Annotated in this window: 12 protein-coding genes; 10 read left to right on the top strand and 2 right to left on the bottom strand. The window is 62.4% G+C overall.

The features are described 5' to 3' along the window. Window positions 1–5 precede the first annotated feature (5 nt). From JMN22_RS20180 to JMN22_RS20170, 3 genes are all read left to right on the top strand, one after another. The gene (locus JMN22_RS20180) at window positions 6–491 is read left to right on the top strand and encodes an acyl-CoA thioesterase (RefSeq protein WP_198795930.1); all 486 of its coding nucleotides are present in this window, start codon (window positions 6–8) and stop codon (window positions 489–491) included. A gap of 245 nt (window positions 492–736) precedes the next feature. Beyond that, window positions 737–1696: a tRNA dihydrouridine synthase gene (locus JMN22_RS20175; protein WP_198795931.1), complete on the top strand. Its 960-nt coding sequence runs from the start codon at window positions 737–739 to the stop codon at window positions 1694–1696. 119 nt (window positions 1697–1815) lie between these two features. Further along, complete coding sequence (locus tag JMN22_RS20170; protein WP_030142036.1) at window positions 1816–2268, top strand: Hsp20 family protein; 453 nt, start codon at window positions 1816–1818, stop codon at window positions 2266–2268. A 231-nt stretch (window positions 2269–2499) separates the two neighbouring features. Here the strand turns inward: JMN22_RS20170 and JMN22_RS20165 are convergent, their stop codons facing one another. Together JMN22_RS20165 and JMN22_RS20160 are read right to left on the bottom strand one after the other, a co-directional pair. Beyond that, window positions 2500–5778 carry an EAL domain-containing protein gene (locus tag JMN22_RS20165; protein ID WP_198795932.1) on the bottom strand — a complete coding sequence of 1093 codons (3279 nt, stop codon included), beginning with the start codon at window positions 5776–5778 and terminating at the stop codon, window positions 2500–2502. A 67-nt stretch (window positions 5779–5845) separates the two neighbouring features. Further along, window positions 5846–6736, bottom strand: a complete 891-nt coding sequence (locus JMN22_RS20160) for a LysR family transcriptional regulator (protein WP_030142034.1) — start codon at window positions 6734–6736, stop codon at window positions 5846–5848. 157 nt (window positions 6737–6893) lie between these two features. Between JMN22_RS20160 and leuC the strand changes: the two genes are divergently transcribed. The 7 genes from leuC (at window position 6894) to JMN22_RS20125 (ending at window position 16270) form a co-directional block, all read left to right on the top strand. Beyond that, on the top strand, window positions 6894–8312 hold the full coding sequence (leuC, locus tag JMN22_RS20155; RefSeq protein WP_003203866.1) for a 3-isopropylmalate dehydratase large subunit: 1419 nt from the start codon (window positions 6894–6896) through the stop codon (window positions 8310–8312). Window positions 8313–8323: 11 nt separating this feature from the next. After that, a complete protein-coding gene (gene leuD / locus JMN22_RS20150; RefSeq protein ID WP_030142033.1) occupies window positions 8324–8968 on the top strand; it encodes a 3-isopropylmalate dehydratase small subunit in 645 nt (214 codons plus the stop codon). Between the two features lie 157 nt (window positions 8969–9125). Beyond that, window positions 9126–9890 (top strand): class I SAM-dependent methyltransferase, encoded by a 765-nt coding sequence (locus JMN22_RS20145; protein WP_198795933.1) that lies wholly within the window; start codon window positions 9126–9128, stop codon window positions 9888–9890. Between the two features lie 57 nt (window positions 9891–9947). Further along, window positions 9948–11030, top strand: coding sequence for a 3-isopropylmalate dehydrogenase (leuB, locus tag JMN22_RS20140; RefSeq protein WP_198795934.1), 1083 nt, complete (start codon window positions 9948–9950; stop codon window positions 11028–11030). 54 nt (window positions 11031–11084) lie between these two features. Beyond that, a complete protein-coding gene (asd, locus tag JMN22_RS20135; protein ID WP_030142030.1) occupies window positions 11085–12197 on the top strand; it encodes an aspartate-semialdehyde dehydrogenase in 1113 nt (370 codons plus the stop codon). Between the two features lie 262 nt (window positions 12198–12459). After that, the gene (locus tag JMN22_RS20130) at window positions 12460–13470 is read left to right on the top strand and encodes an aspartate-semialdehyde dehydrogenase (protein ID WP_198795935.1); all 1011 of its coding nucleotides are present in this window, start codon (window positions 12460–12462) and stop codon (window positions 13468–13470) included. A 211-nt stretch (window positions 13471–13681) separates the two neighbouring features. Beyond that, entirely contained in the window at window positions 13682–16270 is a 2589-nt protein-coding gene (locus JMN22_RS20125; protein ID WP_198795936.1) for a FimV family protein, read from the top strand. Window positions 16271–16519: the final 249 nt, after the last annotated feature.

Below are 16519 nucleotides of genomic sequence, written 5' to 3'. Positions count from 1 at the left end.
CGGGCATGGGCTGGGATCGAGCAACGCCGTTCATCATTGACCTTCAGGTGAATGCCGAAGACATCGACGGGCTGGGCCACGCCAACAATGCGGTGTACGTCACCTGGCTGGAGCGTTGCGCCTGGCGCCATTCCCAGCGCCTGGGCCTGGACCTGGTGGAGTACCGCCGGCTGGATCGGGCCATGGCAGTGGTGCGGCATGAAATCGATTACCTGGCGGCGGCCTATGAGGGCGACGAATTGCAGTTGGCGACCTGGATCGTCGACTGGGACCAGCGGCTGAAAATGACCCGGCATTTCCAACTGGTCCGTCCCAGCGACAACACCACGTTGCTGCGGGCCCAGACCACGTTCGTCTGCATTGAACTGTCCACTGGCCGGCCCAAGCGCATGCCGGCGGAATTCATCGAAGGGTATGGCGTAGCGCTAAATCCCTGTGGGAGCGAGCTTGCTCGCGATAGCGGCGGTACATCCAACATCCTCGCAAACTGACCCGCCGCCATCGCGAGCAAGCCCGCTCCCACAGGGATTTGTGGTGAATGTTGGATTTTTGAACGCTCAAGTACCCTGTGGGAGCGAGCTTGCTCGCGAAGGCGTCGGCACAGCCAACCTCCCCGCAAACTGACATTCCGCCATCGCGAACAAGCCCGCTCCCACAGGGTTTGGTGGTGAATTCCGATGTCGGGGGCAAAATCCGCTAAACTGCCGCACGTTTTTTCGTTCGAGTGTGTGTTTCCATGCAAATTGCCCTGGCGCCCATGGAGGGGTTGGTCGACAACATCCTGCGGGACGTCCTGACCCGTGTTGGCGGTATCGACTGGTGCGTCACCGAGTTCATCCGCGTCAACGACCGTCTGCTCACGCCGGCTTATTTCCACAAGCTCGGCCCTGAACTGCTGACCGGTGCCCGGACTGCCGCGGGCGTGCCGCTGCGGGTGCAATTGCTGGGCTCCGACCCGGTGTGCCTGGCGGAGAACGCGGCGCTGGCCTGCGAGCTGGGTTCCGAGGTGATCGACTTGAATTTCGGCTGCCCCGCCAAGACCGTGAACAAATCCCGGGGCGGGGCGGTGTTGCTCAAAGAGCCTGAGCTGCTCAACGAAATTGTCGAGCACGTACGGCGCGCCGTGCCCAAGCACATTCCGGTTACAGCGAAGATGCGCCTCGGCTTCGACAGCCCGGACGGCGCGCTGGTCTGCGCCACGGCGCTGGCTGAAGGTGGCGCGGCGCATATCGTCGTGCATGCGCGGACCAAGGTTGACGGCTACAAGCCACCGGCCCACTGGGAGTGGATTCCCCGCGTCCAGGACGTGGTCAAGGTGCCGGTGTTCGCCAATGGCGATATCTGGAGCGTCGAAGACTGGCGCCGGTGCCGCGAAATCAGCGGTGTCGAGGACATCATGCTCGGCCGTGGCCTGGTGTCCCGTCCCGACCTGGCCCGGCAGATCGCCGCTGCCCGGGCCGGTGAGGAGATCATCGAGATGACCTGGGCCGACCTGCAACCGATGCTCCAGGATTTCTGGTTGCAAGTGGTCGAGCAACTGACGCCATGCCAGGCGCCGGGTCGCTTGAAACAATGGCTGGCCATGCTGACCCGCAACTACCCTGAGGCGGTTGAGCTGTTCAGTGCCGTGCGCCGGGAAACCGACCTGGACGCGGTGGGCCATTTATTGGGTGTGCAGCGCACCCAAGCGGCCTGAAAAAATTTCAAAAAAAGGCTCTTGAAAAGTTTTTGGCAGACCCTAGATAAGGGGTACGCGATGCCGAATTCGGGTCGCGGAGACAAAAAAACTTGCTGAACTTTCAGGAGATTTGAATCATGAGTACTGCATTTTCGCTGGCCCCTCTGTTCCGTTCCTCGGTGGGCTTCGACCGTTTCAACGACCTGTTCGAAACCGCACTGCGCAACGAGCCGGGCAGCAGCTATCCACCCTACAATGTGGAAAAACATGGCGATGACGAATACCGCATCGTAGTCGCCGCCGCCGGGTTCCGGGAAGAAGACCTGGACCTGCAAGTGGAGAAAGGTGTGCTGACCATCAGTGGCGGCAAGCGCGAGGCCAGCAACGACAGCGTGACCTTCCTGCACCAGGGCATCGCCCAGCGTGCGTTCAAGCTGTCCTTCCGGTTGGCGGATCATATCGAGATCAAATCCGCCGGCCTGAGCAACGGTCTGTTGAGCATCGACCTGTTGCGCGTGGTACCGGAAGAGGCGAAAGCCAAGCGCATCCCTATCAACGGTGCGCAGCAGAAACCCGCGCTGGAGAATTGATCCAACGCCAATTGAAGAAGGGCGCCGAAATGGCGCCCTTTTTCATTTTTGAGATCGGTGGAAGATTAATTGTGGCGAGGGGATTTATCCCCGCTGGGCTGCGAAGCGGCCCCAAAAAAGAACAGACGACGCTGTTTATCCTGGCACACCGAGGCGACGGCTTTAGGGCTGCTTCGCAGCCCAACGGGGATAAATCCCCTCGCCACAAGGGTTCCCCGCCGCGTTTCCATGTCACGGCAACAACCGCTCAAACGCCTCCAGCGGCAACGGCCGGCTGTGCAGATAACCCTGGTACAAATGACAATCGAGCCCTTGCAGGAACTGCAGTTGCTCCAAGGTCTCCACGCCTTCGGCAATCATCACCAGGTTGAGGCTGCGGGCCATGGCGACGATGGCGCGGATGATTTCGGCGTCGTTCGGGTCGCTGGTGGCGTCCCGCACGAATGACTGGTCGATTTTCAACGTGTCGACCGGTAGGCGCTTGAGGTACGTCAGCGACGAATAACCGGTGCCAAAGTCATCCATGGCGAAGCTCACTCCAAGCTTTTTGAGCCGGCGCATCTTGGCAATGGTGTCGTCCAGGTTCTGGATCACGATGCCCTCGGTAATTTCCAGCTTCAACATGCCACACGGCAGGCCGTGGTGGGCGAGGCTGTTTTCGATGCGTTCGACGAAATCGCTCTGGCGAAATTGCCGTGGGCTGATGTTCACGCACAGGCTGAATTGCTGCGGATCGATCTTGCCCTTGGCGATCAGTTGCCTGAAGCCATCGCAGGCTTCATCGAGGATCCAGGTACCGACCTCGAGAATCAGCCCACTGTCCTCCAGGACCTTGATGAACTCGTTGGGCGATTGTGCGCCCAGGTCCGGGTGATGCCAGCGCACCAACGCCTCGGCTCCGATGATGCGGTTGTCCCGGGCGTCGACCTGGGGCTGGAAATGCACGCTGAACTCGTTGCGGGCCAAGGCCTGGCGCAGGTCGGTTTCCATGCGCAAGCGCTCGCTGGCTGCTTTTTGCATCGTGGTGTGAAACATCTGCGAGGTGTTGCGTCCCGAATCCTTGGCGCGGTACAGGGCGATGTCGGCGCGCTTGAGCAGGTCGGTGGGCGTCGAGCCATGGTCCGGAATCAGTGCCATGCCGATGCTTGGCGTGACTTGCAGCCGTTGGCCGTCGAGGAACATCGGCTCGGAAAGCAGTTCGCGCAGTGTGTCGGCGAGGTTCTGCACCTGTTGGCTGACCACGCCGCGCGTACCTTCCAGGCCGCTGAGCAACACCACGAACTCGTCGCCGCCCAACCGTGCCACGGTGTCTTCGAGGCGCACGCTGGCTTCGAGGCGAGCGGTAATGATCTTCAGCACCGTGTCGCCTACCGGATGGCCAAGGGAGTCGTTGATGTGCTTGAAGTGGTCCAGGTCGAGGAACAGCAATGCCCCGCGCAGATTGTGGCGCTTGAGCAAGGCGATCTGCTGGCTCAGTCGGTCCATCAACAGCGCCCGGTTGGGCAGGTTGGTCAAGGAATCGTGGTAGGCCAGGTGGCGGATCTGGGCCTCGGCGTTGCGCAGCAGGCTCACGTCCCGGGCGGTCAGCAGCAGGCAAGCCTTCTCGTTGAGCGTGATCGGCTCGACCGACACCTCCACCGTGAGCGCTTCCCCGCGCTTGTTGCGCCCGAGCATTTCCTGGTGAAGGACACGGCCCTTGAGCTGCAATTCCGCCAACAGGGCCGCGCGCTGTTTCTCCTCGGCCCAGATGCCAACTTCGTAGACCGTACGACCAATCACTTCATCGGCGCGATAACCGGTGAGGCGACAGAAGCCGTCGTTGACTTCCAGGTATCGGCCGCTTTCGAATTCGGTAATGGTGATGGCGTCCGGGCTGGAGTGGAACGCCTTGGCGAACTTTTCCTCGCTGGCCTTGAGCGCCGCTTCGGAGCGTTGCTGCTGGGTGATGTCCCGCAGGGTCGTGACGATGCAAGGCTGGTTGCCGACGTTGATCTGGCGGCTGGAAATGACGCACGTCAGCGGCTGGCCATTCTTGTGATAGACCACCACGGCGACATTGCTCAGCGATTGTTCGCGAATCACCCGCTCGATGCGTTGCAGGCTGCTGCCCGAAGCGTCCCACAGGCCAATCTCGTCGGCACTGCGACCGAGCACGTCGCTGGCGGCCCAGCCGAAGGTCTGGGTGAAGCTGGAGTTGATTTCGATAAACCGGCCGTCGTCCTGGTGGGTGACGCAGATCGGGTCGGGGCTGACCTGGAACAGTGTCGCGAATTTTTCTTCCGAGGCCGCCAGGCTCTGTTCGCGCTCCACCTGGTCGGTGATGTCGAGCAAGGTGCCGGCCATGCGCAGGGGGCTGCCGTCGTCGTTGCGGTAGAGGCGGGCACGGCTTTCCAGGTAGCGCGAGCTGCCGTCCGGCAGTTGTACGCGGTAGGTCAGTTGATAGTTGCCCGCCGGGCCTTCGCGCAAGCTGCGGTAGGCGTTGCGCATGTTATTGCGCTCTTCGGTAGGTACACCTTCGAAAAACGCATCGAACGATTCATGGAATGCCTTGGGCTCCAGGCCATGAAGCTGCGCTGCCCGGGCCGAGCCGTAGAGCATGCCGCTGGGAATGTGCCAGTCCCAAGTCCCCAGTTGTGCCGAGTCGAGGGCCAGGTCGAGGCGCTCCTGGCTGTCCTTGAGAGCCTGTTCAGCGAGTTTGCGCTCGGTGGTGTCGAGGAACGTGCTCAGCAAGTAAGGCTGGCCTTCGAGCTCGACCTTCTGGGCGCTGAGAATGCCATTGTGGATCTGGCCGTTACTGGCGCGGAACTCCACCTCCATGCTGATCAGTTCGCCCTTGGCCTTGGTCGCTTCCACCAGTTTCGCCCGTTGGCTGGGGTCTACCCACAAGCCCAGTTCCAGGGTGGTGCGGCCGATCACGTCATGCACCGGCCAGCCGAACAGGCTTTCGAAATACTGGTTGGCTTCGCTGATCAGCCCGTCCTCCTGACGGGTGAGCAGGACCATGTTCGGGCACAGGTGAAAGAGCGTGGCGAAGCGCTTTTCCGAGCTGCGCAGCGCTTGTTCCCGTTCGCGCTGGTGGGTGATTTCCCGAATGACCCCGATCATGCGCGGCCGACCGTGTTTGTCGGGTAGCACGCTGCCGCTGATTTCCAGCCAGTGCAGGCTGCCGTCGGGCCAGACGATGCGGTGGTGCATCGCCTGTTCAAGCGGTGCGCCGGCCACCGCCGCGTGGAACGCGCGCACGGCCCTGGACCGGTCCTCAGGCAGCAGCAGGTCGAGGTAATCCACGTCTGCGGGCAACGGCTGGCGCGGATCGAAGCCGAACAGTGCCTGGGTGCCCCGCGACCAACTGATCTGCCCGGTATCGATGTCCCACGACCAAGCCCCCAGCCGCGCTCCGTTCAGGGCGGCCAGCAACTGTGGCGCGCTGTCCCAGCTTTGCTCGGACCGTTTCGGGTCCAGCGCCTGGATACGCGGCAGGGGCGGGAGATGGTCTGCGGGTTTGGGCATTCTCTAGCGGGCCTTGGGCAGATGGGCGTTATGCGCAGGCGTAGTGGCCCTATAGGAGTAGCACAACTTATGCCCTTGTCCCTGGCAGATCGATTTGTGCGTCCAATAGAGCCATGAAGGCCCGCGCGGCGTTCGACAGCGTCCGTTCGGTGTGCAGGATATAGCCTAGCTGGCGACTGAGCTGTATGCCCGGCAAAGGAATGCGCGCCACCTGCTCATCGAGCATGGTGCGCGGCAAAACGCTCCAGGCCAGGCCGATGGAGACCATCATCTTTATGGTTTCCAGATAATTCGTGCTCATGGCGATGTTCGGCGTCAGGCCCTGGGCTTCGAACAATCGCCGCACGATGTGATGGGTGAAGGTATTGCCGCCCGGGAAGACTGCTGGGTGCAAGGCAATGTCCGCCAGGCTCACCGCGCCGTTTTCCAGCAGCGCATGCTCCGGGGCCACGACGAAATCCAGCGGGTCGTCCCACACCGGCGCGGCGCGTACCAGCGCGTGGGGTTCGGGGGCGAGGGTGATGACGGCCAGTTCTGCCCGGCCATGGAGGATTTCTTCGTAGGCCACTTCCGAATCCAGGAACTGAATATCCAGGGCCACCTGTGGGTAGCGTCGGGTGAACTCCCTCAATAAAGGCGGCAAGCGGTGCAGGCCGATGTGGTGGCTGGTGGCGAGGGTCAGGCGCCCGGTGACTTCACCGGTCAGGTTGGTCAGGGCGCGGCGAGTGTCGTCGAGTACGTTGAGGATCTGGTAGGCCCGCGGCAGCAGGGCCCGACCGGCTTCGGTCAGGCCGACTTCGCGGCCCAGTCGATCGAACAGGCGCACGTTGAGCTGCTGTTCCAGCCCGGCAATCCGCTTGCTGATGGCGGGTTGGGTCAGGTGCAGGCGTTCGCCGGCACCGGAGAAGCTGCCCGTTTCGGCGATGGCAATAAAGGCGTTGAGGTTGGCGAGGTCCATGGCCGTTTCAGTCGAATTCCTGTTGGTTATGCAAAGTATGAAAAATATGAATTTGAGTTATTTAATGTAGCCTCATAACATCAGCCTCACAAGCCAAGGGGTCATTGACCTGTTCAAGGCCCAGGGCATAGAAACAAGCTGATGAGGAAACCGTCTGATGGCCGGCAAAACGCTCTACGACAAGCTCTGGGATTCGCATTTGGTCAAGCAGCGCGACGATGGCTCGGCGCTGATCTACATCGACCGTCACATCATCCACGAAGTGACCTCGCCGCAAGCCTTCGAAGGCCTGCGCCTGGCCGGGCGCAAGCCGTGGCGCATCGATGCCAACATCGCGACCCCGGACCACAACGTACCGACCACGCCGGAGCGCAAGGGCGGCATCGAGGCGATTGCCGACCAGGTCTCGCGCCTGCAAGTCCAGACCCTCGACGACAACTGTGACGAATACGGCATCGTCGAATTCAAGATGAACGACGTGCGCCAAGGCATCGTCCACGTCATCGGCCCGGAGCAGGGCGCGACCTTGCCGGGCATGACCGTGGTCTGCGGCGACTCGCACACCTCGACCCACGGTGCATTCGGCGCCTTGGCCCACGGTATCGGCACGTCCGAGGTCGAGCATGTGCTCGCCACCCAGTGCCTGGTCGCCAAGAAAATGAAGAACATGCTGGTGCGCGTCGAGGGCAAGTTGCCGTTCGGCGTGACCGCCAAGGACATTGTCCTGGCCGTAATCGGCAAGATCGGCACCGCTGGCGGTAACGGCCATGCCATCGAATTCGCTGGCAGCGCGATCCGCGACTTGTCCGTCGAAGGCCGCATGACCATCTGCAACATGTCCATCGAGGCCGGGGCCCGCGTCGGCCTGGTGGCCGCCGATGAAAAAACCGTGGAATACGTCAAGGGCCGTCCGTTCTCGCCAAAGGGCGCGGAATGGGACATGGCGGTCGAAGCCTGGAAAGACCTGGTGTCCGACGCCGATGCGAAGTTCGACACCGTGGTCGAGCTCGACGCGACGCAGATCAAGCCGCAAGTCAGTTGGGGCACTTCGCCGGAAATGGTGTTGGCGGTGGACCAGAACGTACCGGATCCGGCCAAGGAAATGGACTTGGTCAAGCGCGATTCCATTGTCCGCGCCTTGAAGTACATGGGCTTGAGCGCCAACCAGGCGATCACCGACATTCAGCTCGATCGCGTGTTCATCGGTTCCTGCACCAACTCGCGGATCGAAGACCTGCGCGCCGCTGCCGTGATCGCCAAGGGCCGCAAGGTCGCCTCGACCATCAAGCAGGCGATCGTGGTCCCAGGCTCTGGCCTGGTGAAGGCCCAGGCCGAAGCGGAAGGGCTGGACAAGATTTTCCTCGAAGCCGGTTTCGAATGGCGTGAGCCGGGGTGCTCGATGTGCCTGGCCATGAACCCGGACCGTTTGGAGTCGGGCGAGCATTGCGCTTCCACCTCCAACCGTAACTTCGAAGGCCGTCAAGGCGCCGGTGGCCGTACGCACCTGGTGAGCCCGGCGATGGCCGCCGCGGCGGCTGTCAACGGCCGTTTCGTCGACGTCCGCGAATTGATCTGAAGGAGCGCAGCATGAAAGCTTTTACCCAGCACACCGGTCTTGTCGCGCCTTTGGATCGTGCCAACGTCGACACCGACCAGATCATTCCCAAGCAGTTCTTGAAATCCATCAAGCGCACCGGTTTCGGCCCGAACCTGTTCGACGAGTGGCGCTACCTGGACGTCGGCCAGCCGTACCAGGACAACTCCAAGCGTCCGCTGAACAAGGATTTCGTCCTCAACGCCGAGCGTTACCAGGGCGCCAGTGTGTTGCTGGCCCGGGAGAACTTCGGCTGCGGTTCGAGCCGCGAGCACGCGCCATGGGCCCTGGAAGAGTACGGTTTCCGCAGCATCATCGCGCCGAGCTACGCCGACATCTTCTTCAACAACAGCTTCAAGAACGGCTTGCTGCCGATCATCCTCAGTGACGCCGAAGTGGATGAGCTGTTCCAGCAGGTCGAGGCCAACCCTGGCTATCAATTGCAGATCGACCTGGCGGCCCAGACCGTGACCCGTCCCGACGGCAAGGTGCTGGGTTTCGAGATCGATGCGTTCCGCAAGCATTGCCTGCTCAACGGCCTGGATGACATCGGCCTGACTTTGCAGGACGGCGAGGCGATTGCCGCGTTCGAAGCCAAGCATCGGGCGAGCCAGCCTTGGTTGTTTCGCGATGCTTGATTGACCGGAAATTGATGCAGTCAGTGCTGGCCTCTTCGCGAGCAAGCCCGCTCCCACACTGGATTAGCGGCGTTCACAAAACCCCTTGTGGGAGCGGGCTTGCTCGCGAAGACGGCGGCACTGGCAATACAAAGCTAGACCTAAAAAGGAAATCCCCATGACCAGCACCGCCCACAGCCAAGTCGTCCAAAAGCAATTCGGTGAACAGGCCTCGGCCTACCTGAGCAGTGCCGTGCACGCCCAGGGCGCTGAGTTCGCGCTGCTACAGGCTGCGCTGGCCGGTCGTGGCGATGCCGGTGTGCTGGACCTGGGCTGTGGCGCCGGCCATGTGAGTTTCCACGTGGCGCCATTGGCCGGTGAAGTAGTGGCCTACGACCTGTCGCAGCAGATGCTCGACGTGGTGACGGCAGCGGCTGCCGAGCGCGGCCTGGGCAATATCAGCACGGTTCGCGGCGCCGCCGAGCGGTTGCCGTTCGCCGACGGCGAGTTCGACTTCGTGTTCAGCCGTTATTCGGCGCATCATTGGAGCGATCTCGGCCTGGCGTTGCGAGAAGTGCGCCGGGTGCTCAAGCCGGGCGGGGTGATGGCGTTCATCGACATCCTGTCGCCGGGCACGCCGTTGCTGGACACCTACTTGCAGAGCATCGAAGTGCTGCGCGACACCAGCCATGTGCGTGATTATTCGGCTGATGAATGGTTGCGCCAGGTCAGCGAAGCGGGGCTGCACACTCGCAGTACTTCGCGCCAGCGCCTGCGCCTGGAATACCAGTCCTGGGTCGAGCGCATGCGCACCCCCGAGGTAATGCGTGCTGCGATCCTCGAGCTGCAGCGTTCGATGGGCGACGAAGTGCGTGAATATTTTCAGATTGAGGCCGATGGTTCGTTCAGTACAGATGTGCTGGTGCTGTGGGCCGAGCGATAGGATTTTTCCCGGCCAGCCCCAGCGGGTGGTGCCGAAAAACGAACAAACGAGGAAAGCATGAGCAAGCAGATTCTGATTCTCCCAGGTGATGGCATCGGCCCGGAAATCATGGCCGAGGCGGTCAAGGTCCTGGAACTGGCGAACGGCAAGTACGGCTTGGGCTTCGAGCTCAGCCACGACGTGATCGGTGGCGCGGCCATCGACAAGCACGGCGTGCCGCTGGCCGATGAAACCCTCGACCGGGCCCGTGCCGCCGATGCCGTGCTGCTGGGCGCCGTGGGCGGCCCGAAATGGGACAAGATCGAACGCGACATCCGCCCTGAGCGCGGCCTGCTGAAGATTCGTGCGCAACTGGGCCTGTTCGGCAACCTGCGTCCGGCGATCCTTTACCCGCAACTGGCCGACGCCTCGAGCCTGAAGCCGGAAATCGTCTCGGGCCTGGACATCCTCATCGTCCGTGAGCTGACCGGCGGTATCTACTTCGGCGCCCCGCGCGGCACCCGCGAGCTGGAAAACGGCGAGCGCCAGGCCTACGACACCCTGCCGTACAGCGAAAGCGAAATCCGCCGTATCGCCCGGGTCGGCTTCGACATGGCCCGCGTGCGGGGCAAGAAGCTGTGCTCGGTGGACAAGGCCAACGTCCTGGCTTCCAGCCAACTGTGGCGTGAAGTGGTCGAGCAAGTGGCCAAGGATTACCCGGACATCGAGCTGAGCCACATGTACGTCGACAACGCCGCGATGCAACTGGTCCGCGCGCCGAAGCAGTTCGACGTGATCGTCACCGACAATATGTTCGGCGACATCCTGTCCGACGAAGCGTCAATGCTCACCGGCTCCATCGGCATGCTGCCGTCTGCTTCCCTGGACGCTAACAACAAGGGCATGTACGAGCCGTGCCACGGTTCGGCACCGGACATCGCCGGGCAGGGCATTGCCAACCCATTGGCGACCATCCTGTCGGTGTCGATGATGCTGCGCTACAGCTTCAACTTGAACGATGCCGCCGACGCGATCGAAAAAGCCGTCAGCGTGGTCCTGGACCAAGGCTTGCGCACCGGTGATATCTGGTCGCAAGGTTGTACCAAAGTCGGTACGCAGCAAATGGGCGATGCAGTAGTCGCCGCGCTGCGGAATCTGTAATCTTTCGGGCCCACCGCTTCGACGGTGGCCCACTTTTGTAAAGGTGTAGTTGCGATGAAACGTGTAGGTCTGATCGGTTGGCGCGGCATGGTCGGTTCCGTGCTCATGCAGCGAATGCTGGAAGAGCAGGATTTCGATCTCATTGAGCCGGTGTTTTTCACCACCTCCAACGTTGGTGGCCAAGGCCCGTCCGTGGGCAAGGACACCGGTGTGCTCAAGGATGCCTACAGCATCGAAGAGCTCAAGACCCTCGACGTGATCCTGACCTGCCAGGGCGGCGACTACACCAGCGAAGTGTTCCCCAAGCTGCGTGAAGCCGGCTGGCAGGGTTACTGGATCGACGCCGCTTCCAGCCTGCGCATGCAGGACGACGCGGTGATCATCCTCGACCCGGTGAACCGCAAGGTCATCGACCAGCAGCTGGATGCGGGCACCAAGAACTACATCGGCGGCAACTGCACCGTCAGCCTGATGCTGATGGGCCTGGGCGGTCTGTTCGAGGCTGGTCTGGTGGAGTGGATGAGCGCGATGACCTACCAGGCGGCTTCCGGCGGTGGCGCGCAGCACATGCGTGAGCTGATCAAGCAAATGGGCGTGACCCACGGCGCCGTGGCCGATGAACTGGCGAACCCGGCCAGTGCCATCCTGGACATCGACCGCAAGGTCGCCGAAGCGATGCGCAGCGATGCCTACCCGACCGAGAATTTCGGCGTGCCGCTGGCCGGCAGCCTGATTCCGTGGATCGACAAGGAACTGCCGAACGGCCAGAGTCGCGAAGAGTGGAAGGCCCAGGCCGAGACCAACAAGATCCTCGGTCGCTTCAAGAGCCCGATCCCGGTGGACGGCATCTGCGTGCGCATCGGCGCCATGCGTTGCCACAGCCAGGCGCTGACCATCAAGCTGAACAAAGACGTGCCGATCGCCGACATCGAAGGCTTGATCAGCCAGCACAACCCTTGGGTCAAGCTGGTGCCGAACAACCGTGAGACCAGCATGCAGGAGCTGAGCCCGACCAAGGTCAACGGCACCCTGAACGTACCGGTGGGCCGCTTGCGCAAGCTGAACATGGGCTCGCAGTTCGTCGGTGCCTTCACCGTCGGCGACCAACTGCTGTGGGGCGCGGCTGAACCGCTGCGCCGCATGCTGCGGATCCTGCTTGAACGTTGATCGGTTGCTGCTGTGAAAGAACCCGCGCCTTGTGAGAGGTGCGGGTTTTTTATTGGAAGAGCCGCTTGAGGCATGTGGTGTCAGAGGCGGCCTCATCGCGAGCAAGCTCGCTCCCACATGGGATCTTCAGTGGCCGCAAGACTTGTGGGAGCGAGCTTGCTCGCGATGGGGCCAGCCCAGGCTCCGCAAATCCCTTGCCAATTGCCTGCCCACCCACCACCCGGTAAAGTGCCGCTCCCCACGTTTTACCTGAGGTAGACCCATGAGCCAGTCCTTTGATATTGCCGTGATCGGCGCCACCGGTACTGTCGGCGAAACCCTCGTCCAGATTCTCGAAGAACGCGACTTCCCCATAGGCAACCTGCACCTGCTGGCCAGCAGCGAATCGGCGGGCAGCTCGGTGATGTTCCGTGGCAAAAACGTGCGGGTGCGCGAGGTCGATGAGTTCGATTTCAGCAAAGTCCAACTGGTGTTTTTCGCGGCGGGGCCGGCAGTGACCCTGAGCTTCGCCCCGCGAGCCACCGCCGCCGGTTGCGCGCTGATCGACCTGTCCGGTGCGCTGCCAGCCGACCAGGCGCCGCAGATCGTGCCGGAGGCCAACCCGCAGGTGCTGGCCAACCTGTCCAAACCGTTTCAGGTCAGCAGCCCCAGCCCCTCGGCCACGGTCCTGGCCGTTGCCTTGGCACCGCTGCGCCAATGCCTGGATATACAGCGCGTGAGCCTGACCGCCAGCCTCGCCGTGTCCGCCCAGGGCCGTGTAGCTGTGAGCGAGCTGGCGCGCCAGACCGCCGAGTTGCTCAATGCTCGTCCGCTCGAGCCGAAATTCTTCGATCGGCAGATGGCATTCAATCTGTTGGCCCAGGTGGGCACTCCCGATGAGCAGGGCCATACCCAGCTTGAAAGACGCCTGGTGAGTGAGTTGCGCCAAGTGCTGGAGCAACCTTTGTTAAAGATTTCCGTCACTTGCATTCAAGCCCCGGTGTTTTTTGGCGATAGCTTTAGCGTGACCGTAGAGTCTGCCGGTCCTGTTGACTTGGCTAAGGTCAACGCGGCCCTGGAGGCGGCGCCTGGTATCGAACTGGTGGAGGCGGGGGATTACCCGACCCCGGTAGGCGATGCGGTAGGGCAGGATGTGGTCTACATCGGTCGCGTGCGCGGCGGTATCGACGATCCGGCGGAACTAAATATGTGGCTGACGTCAGATAACGTGCGCAAGGGCGCGGCACTCAATGCGGTGCAGGTGGCTGAGTTGTTGATAAAAGACCTGCTGTAAAAGATACTTGGCAACAATTTGTCGAATGATTCTAGCTGGGCGCTATGCTTGGCCAGAGTGCTGAAGGCGAACCTCCCTCCCGGGGACGCTTTCCCGGGCATGAGTGAAACGATCGCGCGCACCGTCGCTTCGGGGCTGCGCGCAATGCCTTACGGCAGCGGCATCAACACCTTCTCGCTGGCCGAGGAATGTTCAAACAAAGGAAGAGGCTATGGTTCAAGTTCGCAAACTGGTGTTAGCAATAGCGGCCGCCTCGGCGCTGTCCTCCGGTATGGCGCATGCGCTCGGGCTCGGGGAGTTGACCCTGAAATCGCCGCCGAACCAGCCTCTGGTGGCCGAAATCGAACTGCTCGATGTCCAGCAATTGACCGCTGCCGAAGTGGTGCCGAGCCTGGCTCCACCCGAAGAATTCGCCAAGGCGGGCATTGATCGCCAAGCCTTTCTCAACGACTTGAGCTTCACCCCGGTAATCAACGCCAACGGCAAGAGCGTCCTGCGCGTTACGTCCAGCCGGCCGGTGTCCGAGCCGATGGTCAAGTTCCTCGTGCAAGTGATGTGGCCCAACGGCCGCTTGCTGCGCGACTACAGCGTACTGCTCGATCCGTCCAAATTCTCGCCGCAGGCCGCCGATGCCGCCCGGGCGAAGCCGTCCCAAGTGGTTGCCACGCCGGTCACTGGCGCGACCAAGCCGTCCCAATACACCACCACGCCGCGCGACACCCTGTGGGAAATCGCCGCCAAGGTACGCAACGGTGGGTCGGTCCAGCAGACCATGCTGGCGATCCAGGCGTTGAACCCGAACGCCTTCATCAATGGCAACATCAACCTGCTCAAGACTGGCCAGGTGTTGCGCCTGCCCGATCCGGTGCAGAGCACGGCGCTGCCGCAACCCCAGGCGATCGCCGAAGTGGCGGCCCAGAATGCCGCTTGGCGCCAGGGCCGTCGAGGCGTGGCGGGTAACGGCCGGCAACAGTTGGATGCCACCAAGCGTGGCGGCAAGGAAGGCGCGCCGGCACAGGCCGCCGGTCGCGATAACCTGAGCCTGGTTTCCGCCGAGTCGGCGAAGGCGGGCGGCAAGGGCAAAGGGGCTGCGGGCGATGCCCAGGCGCTGAGCAACAAGCTTGCCGTGACCCAGGAAAGCCTCGATTCGGCTCGTCGCGACAACGAAGAACTGAAAAGTCGCATGGCGGATTTGCAGAGCCAGTTGGATAAGCTGCAGCGTCTGATCGAGCTGAAGAACAATCAACTGGCCAAGATGCAGGCCGAAGGCGCCGCTGTCCCGCCCACGGGCGGATCGACCCCGGCGATGTCGGCAGAACTGACGCCCGCACCGTCGGCACAAGCACCGGCAACCGCGCCAGCAGCGACTCCCGAGGCGGCTCCTGAAGCGACCCCACCGGCCACGCCGGTCGAGCCGACGCCGGAGGCTTCCGATGAGAAAAAATACAATGACCTGCTGACCAATCCGATCCTGCTGGGGTTGATTGGTGGCGGTGCGTTGGTCCTGTTGCTGCTGCTATTGCTGCTTGCGCGTCGCCGCAAGGCCCAGCAGGAAGCCGAGAAACATTTGCGTATGGCCCGAGCCCTCGAGGAGGAGGCCGACTTCTCCCCGGAGCTCGATCTGCCCCCGAGCAGCTTCGAGGGCATTGAGGTTCCATCCCCCAGCGTAAAACTCGAACCCAAGCCAGTACCGGCACCGGCACCGAAGCCAGCCCCGGTGGTCGCGCCCGTCGTCGTCACGCCACCGATCGCCGCGCCGCTGGTGGCCCCGGCCGCCGACCGCTCCGACGATGTGTTGCCCCAGGCACAGTCCCACATCGATCGTGGTCGCTTGAACCAGGCGGCTGACCTGCTTGAGCAAGGCATCAAGGCCGAGCCTCAGCGCAGCGACCTGCGTTTGAAACTGATGGAAGTCTACGGCCAGCAGGGCGACCGCGATGCGTTCATCGCCCAGGAGCGCCAATTGGTCGCCAATGGCGAGAACTATGCCCAGGTGGAACAGCTCAAGAGCCGTTTCCCGGCCATGGTCGTCGCCGCCTCGGCAGGCCTGGCAGCAGCGGCTGTGGCCGCTGAGCTGGACGCGCAGTACGTCAAGGACCTGCTGGAAGACAAGCCAGCAACCGATGAAGAACTCGACAGCGCCTTCGACCTGAGCCTGGATGACCTGGACACAACTCCGACCGCCCCGGCACCCGAGCCGCTGGCCGAGCTGGACGCGTTTCCGGAAGACGACGACCTGAGTTTCGAATCGGTGCTCAAGCAGCAGACCCAGGCTAATGAAAGCCTGGACGATCTGCCGGAATTCGATCTGGACCTCGGCGCCGATGCTCCGGCACCGGCCTTGGCCGATGAAGATTTCCTGTTGGACCTGGATGACGACCTCAAGGGGCTGGACGTTCCAGCAGAGCAAACGCCGCTCCTGGACGATACGCCGTCGGACGATCTTGAGCTGCCGGCGGATTTCGATCTGTCCCTGGCCGACGAGATGGATGCTCATGAGCAGCCGAAGGATGCCTTCGAATCCGAGCTGGACGACGTCAACGCCGAGCTGGACCGGCTCTCCGACAGTCTGGCCCAGCCAACCTTCACGGCTGAAGATGCCCTGGCGACCGCCGACGACGAGCCGGACTTCGATTTCCTCAGCGGCACCGACGAAGTGGCGACCAAGCTCGATCTGGCCCAGGCCTATATCGACATGGGCGACAACGATGGTGCGCGGGATATCCTTGGCGAAGTCCTCAGTGAGGGCGATGCGACCCAGCAGAGCGAAGCGAAGGAGATGTTGTCGCGACTGGCGTGAGTCGGCGGTAACTAAAAACGGCAGCCGGTGAGGCTGCCGTTTTTGTTTGCAGGCAGTTCACGCGGCTGTAGTGGCGAGGGAGCTTGCTCCCGCTCGAGTGCGCAGCGCTCGCCAAAATAGCCGGCGCACCAAGGGAGGGGCTGCTGCGCAGCCAGCGGGAGCAAGCTCCCTCGCCACAAGGGCCCGTCGTTCCAACCCGGATCACGGTTGCACTGGCATCCCACCGCACCCGCTTTATAATGCCCGCCT

This window comes from Pseudomonas sp. HB05 (assembly GCF_016756915.1).
GTDB classification, from domain to species: domain Bacteria; phylum Pseudomonadota; class Gammaproteobacteria; order Pseudomonadales; family Pseudomonadaceae; genus Aquipseudomonas; species Aquipseudomonas alvandae.
This window is presented reverse-complemented; position numbering and strand designations above follow the sequence as displayed.

Excerpts from the sequence above, each read along its gene's own strand:
- JMN22_RS20180 (WP_198795930.1), top strand. The coding sequence starts at position 6 with ATGGGCTGGGATCGAGCAACGCCGTTCATCATTGACCTTCAGGTGAAT.
- JMN22_RS20130 (WP_198795935.1), top strand. The coding sequence starts at position 12,460 with ATGAGCCAGTCCTTTGATATTGCCGTGATCGGCGCCACCGGTACTGTC.
- JMN22_RS20175 (WP_198795931.1), top strand. The coding sequence starts at position 737 with ATGCAAATTGCCCTGGCGCCCATGGAGGGGTTGGTCGACAACATCCTG.
- JMN22_RS20145 (WP_198795933.1), top strand. The coding sequence starts at position 9,126 with ATGACCAGCACCGCCCACAGCCAAGTCGTCCAAAAGCAATTCGGTGAA.
- leuB (WP_198795934.1), top strand. The coding sequence starts at position 9,948 with ATGAGCAAGCAGATTCTGATTCTCCCAGGTGATGGCATCGGCCCGGAA.
- JMN22_RS20125 (WP_198795936.1), top strand. The coding sequence starts at position 13,682 with ATGGTTCAAGTTCGCAAACTGGTGTTAGCAATAGCGGCCGCCTCGGCG.
- asd (WP_030142030.1), top strand. The coding sequence starts at position 11,085 with ATGAAACGTGTAGGTCTGATCGGTTGGCGCGGCATGGTCGGTTCCGTG.
- JMN22_RS20165 (WP_198795932.1), bottom strand. The coding sequence starts at position 5,778 with ATGCCCAAACCCGCAGACCATCTCCCGCCCCTGCCGCGTATCCAGGCG.
- JMN22_RS20170 (WP_030142036.1), top strand. The coding sequence starts at position 1,816 with ATGAGTACTGCATTTTCGCTGGCCCCTCTGTTCCGTTCCTCGGTGGGC.
- leuC (WP_003203866.1), top strand. The coding sequence starts at position 6,894 with ATGGCCGGCAAAACGCTCTACGACAAGCTCTGGGATTCGCATTTGGTC.
- JMN22_RS20160 (WP_030142034.1), bottom strand. The coding sequence starts at position 6,736 with ATGGACCTCGCCAACCTCAACGCCTTTATTGCCATCGCCGAAACGGGC.
- leuD (WP_030142033.1), top strand. The coding sequence starts at position 8,324 with ATGAAAGCTTTTACCCAGCACACCGGTCTTGTCGCGCCTTTGGATCGT.